General features: G+C 70.3%; 3 protein-coding genes and 1 pseudogene. 1 reads left to right on the top strand and 3 read right to left on the bottom strand.

Annotated elements, in window-relative coordinates; genetic code table 11:
• From IY392_RS13965 to IY392_RS13955, 3 genes and pseudogenes are all read right to left on the bottom strand, one after another.
• Positions 1-217 (bottom strand): annotated as a pseudogene (locus tag IY392_RS13965) (alpha/beta hydrolase); the annotation flags it as partial.
• Positions 214-867 (bottom strand): TetR/AcrR family transcriptional regulator, encoded by a 654-nt coding sequence (locus IY392_RS13960; RefSeq protein WP_107755285.1) that lies wholly within the window; start codon positions 865-867, stop codon positions 214-216. The pseudogene IY392_RS13965 and the gene IY392_RS13960, both read right to left, overlap by 4 nt.
• Positions 864-2219 carry an NAD(P)/FAD-dependent oxidoreductase gene (locus IY392_RS13955; protein WP_182613255.1) on the bottom strand — a complete coding sequence of 452 codons (1356 nt, stop codon included), beginning with the start codon at positions 2217-2219 and terminating at the stop codon, positions 864-866. The genes IY392_RS13960 and IY392_RS13955 overlap by 4 nt, the downstream gene beginning before the upstream one ends.
• Positions 2220-2375: 156 nt before the next feature.
• Here IY392_RS13955 and IY392_RS13950 point away from each other — a divergent pair, with 156 nt between their 5' ends.
• Complete coding sequence (locus tag IY392_RS13950) at positions 2376-3179, top strand: SDR family NAD(P)-dependent oxidoreductase (protein WP_228549425.1); 804 nt, start codon at positions 2376-2378, stop codon at positions 3177-3179.
• Positions 3180-3243 lie beyond the last annotated feature (64 nt).

Raw genomic sequence — 3243 nt, 5'->3', positions numbered from 1 at the left:
GGCCGAACCCGCGGTAGTCGAAGGCGAACGCCGCGAAGCCCGCGGCGGCGAAGGCCTCGGCGAACGGCAGCAGGCCCGAGTCGGCCGTGCCGCCCAGTCCGTGCGCGAGAACGACGCACGGAGCGGGATCGGTTCCTGCCGCGGGCAGGAACCAGCCGCGGCAGGTGTCCCCGCCGGAGCGGAACTCGAGGTCGTGGGGGGTGATCTGGCTTGTCACGAGGGGTCTCCTGGGTTGTCGACCGCGGGGTCCGGGCGGCCGTAGATGGCCCGGACCCACAGGTCGGAGGCGGTGGCGATCATCGGTTCGCGATCCGCCCCGGCGTCGTAGGCGAGATGTTCGAGGACCGACTCGTTGACCTGGATCAGCGACGTGGCGAGCGCCATCGGATCGGCCCCGTCGGGGGCGCGACCGGCCGCCCGCTCGGAGCGGATGTACTCGGCGATGGGGGCCGCGAGTTCCGCCCGCCCCTCGTTCCACAGGCGGCGCATGGGCTCGTGCGTGGTGCGCGCGGTGAGCAGGGCCCGGTAGACGTGAGCGTTGTCGAGCATGCGGTCCGCGAGGCCGCTCAGCGTCGAGGTCACTCGGGACCGGAAGCGGCCGTCGGAGTTCACGAGCACGCCGTTCGACGTGGCGGCGGCCTCCTGGATGGAGGAGAGCAGCACGGTCACCGCCGCGGCCTTGGAGTCGAAGTAGAAGTAGAACGCCGACCGGGTGATGCCGGCCGCGTCGGTGAGGTCGGCCACCGAGATGTCATCGAGTGTGGTGGTGCGCAGCTGCCGGTCCAGCTCCGCCAACAGGGCCTCCCGACGCCGGTCGCCCCGCGGTGAGCTGGCGACGGCGTCACCGGAGGTGGCGTTCCCGCTCACGCGTGCGCCGCCGTCCGGATCATCCCGCCGAGGCGTGCCGCTCGTTCTCGTCCCGCCGGGATCTCACGCGTCCGAAGGTCGTGCTCGTACAGGAAGTAGTCCACCTGCTGCTGGTGCCGCGGGGTGTCGAGCATGTGCCCGATGTACTTCTTCTCGTCCGCCACGATGACCCGCTCCATCTCCTCGCGCCCCGGCGTCCGGTACAGGCCGGCCGCCCACGCGGCCGCCAGCCTGGCCTGGGCCTCGACGAACGGGAACAACGTGGGAGTGGACTGGGCGAAGCCGACCATGACCAGGTCGTCGATGCCCGGGGAGAACATCCGCTTGTAGAGCGGCACGTGGTTGTGGGCGTCGGCGCTGAGGAAGTCCGGGTCGAAGAACGGGAACGAGGTGTTGTAGCCGGTGGCCTGGATGACGACGTCGAACTCCTGCGCGGTGCCGTCCTCGAAGTGCACGGTCCGCCCGTCGAACCGGGCGATGTTCCCCTTGGCCGTGATGTCCCCCGAGCCGAGCCTCAGCGGCAACTCGACGGACTGCGTGGGGTGGGCCTCGAAGAACTTGTGATTGGGCTTGGGTAGTCCGTAGGACTCGGGTCGGCCCGCCGACATCGGCTGCATGACCTGAATGGCCTTGCGCTGCCACGAGTAGGGCAGGAAGGGAAAGGTGGCGAAGTACTTGTCGGCCGGTTTGCCGGCGATGTACTTCGGCACGATCCACGCGCCGGACCGGGTGGAGATCACCACCTCGTTCCGCATCACCTTGGAGGACAGCTCCACGGCGATGTCGGCGGCGCTGTTGCCCAGACCCACCACGAGAATGCGCTTGTCCTGCAGGTCGAGCGGATCCCACGGGTCCACGTAGGCGTGCGAATGGATCATCTCCCCGGTGAACTCGCCCGGGAAGTCGCCGAACCGTGGGTCCCAGTGGTGCCCGTTGCCCACCACCAGGGCGTCGAAGCGGCGGGTGCCGGTGCGTCCGGTGGTCAGCTCCCACCCGCCGCCCTCGAGCCGCTCGGCGTGCAGGACCCGGTTCTCGAACTCGATGAGACGCAGCAGGTCGAAGGCTTCCGCGTAGTCATCGAGGTACTGCTTGATCTGCGAGTGGTGCGGGAAGTCCGGGAACTCCTCGGGCATGGGGAAGTCCCGGAAGCTCAGCTGGTGTTTGGAGGTGTCGATGTGGAGTGACCGGTACGCGCTCGAACTCCCGTTGGGATTGTCGAACGCCCAGTTCCCGCCGATGCGGTCGGAGGCCTCGAACCCCACCGCCTCGATGCCGTAGTCGTCGAGCATCTTGAGCGTGGTCAGACCGCTGATGCCCGCGCCGATGACGGCGACGGTGGGGACGGGTGTCATGGAAACCTCTTCGGCCGGGGATCGCCGCGCGGAAAGCTATGGCGTGAGTCACAGTGTGGCCCTAGATTATGGCCAGGGATTGACGGGCGTCAACAGCGTCCCAGGGCGCGTCGACGGGGCACCGCGCCCCGGGCCCCATCCCGGATGGAGGCGGACATGGCGGACGACATGGGTGGTGGGCGGCACGCGGTGGTGGTCGGTGGCGCGTCCGGGATCGGGTGGGCCACGGCGCGCCGTCTCGCCTCGGCGGGGTGGCGCGTGACCATCGCCGACGTCAACGCCGATCTCGCCGAGGCCCGCCCGGCCGAGCTGGCGGACGTTGCCGACCCCCAGGGATCACCCGACGCCCCGGGCCGGGGGCACGATCACAGAATCGTCGACGTGGTGGACGAGGCGTCGGTGGAGGCGATGTTCGCCGGGACCGCCCCTGAGCTGGTCGTCACCACGGCCGGGGTGAGCACGTTGGGGTTGGTCACCGGCCACGACACCGCGGAGTTCAGGCGAGTGGTGGACGTGTGCCTCACCGGCGCGTTCCTGGTGCTCAAACACGCCGGCCGGGTGGTGGCGGAGGGCGGGTCGATCGTCGCCATCGCCTCGCTCAACGCCCGGCAGCCCGGCCGGGGGATGGCCGCGTACTGCGCTGCCAAGGCGGGGCTGGTGATGCTCGCGCAGGTGGCCGCGCTCGAGCTCGGGGAACGCGGCGTCCGCGTGAACACCGTGTCGCCCGGGTTCCTGGTCACCCCGCTCACCGAGCCGGTATTGCAGATCCCCGGCCTCGCCGAGGAGTACGCCGAGAACGCGGCGGTCCCGCACCGCGGCACCGCTGAGGACGTGGCTCGGGCCGTGCTCTATCTCGCTGACGCCCCCTGGATGACGGGGGAGGACCTGGCGGTCGACGGCGGTGCCCAGTTGCGCCGCTACCCGGACGTGCTGGGCCTGGCCACCAAGGCGTTCACGTGAGGGCGGTCCGCGGCCGCGGGACGGGCGCCCGCCCTGTCCCGGGGTTCTCCGGTCGGTCCGCGAT

The sequence above is a fragment of the Dietzia sp. SYD-A1 genome (assembly GCF_015356725.1).
Classification (GTDB): Bacteria; Actinomycetota; Actinomycetes; order Mycobacteriales; family Mycobacteriaceae; genus Dietzia.
Note: the sequence above shows the minus strand (reverse complement) of the source record. Positions and strands in the feature narration are given on the sequence as shown.

Coding starts and splice junctions, on each gene's coding strand:
- IY392_RS13955 (WP_182613255.1), bottom strand. CDS start 2,219: ATGACACCCGTCCCCACCGTCGCCGTCATCGGCGCGGGCATCAGCGGT.
- IY392_RS13950 (WP_228549425.1), top strand. CDS start 2,376: ATGGCGGACGACATGGGTGGTGGGCGGCACGCGGTGGTGGTCGGTGGC.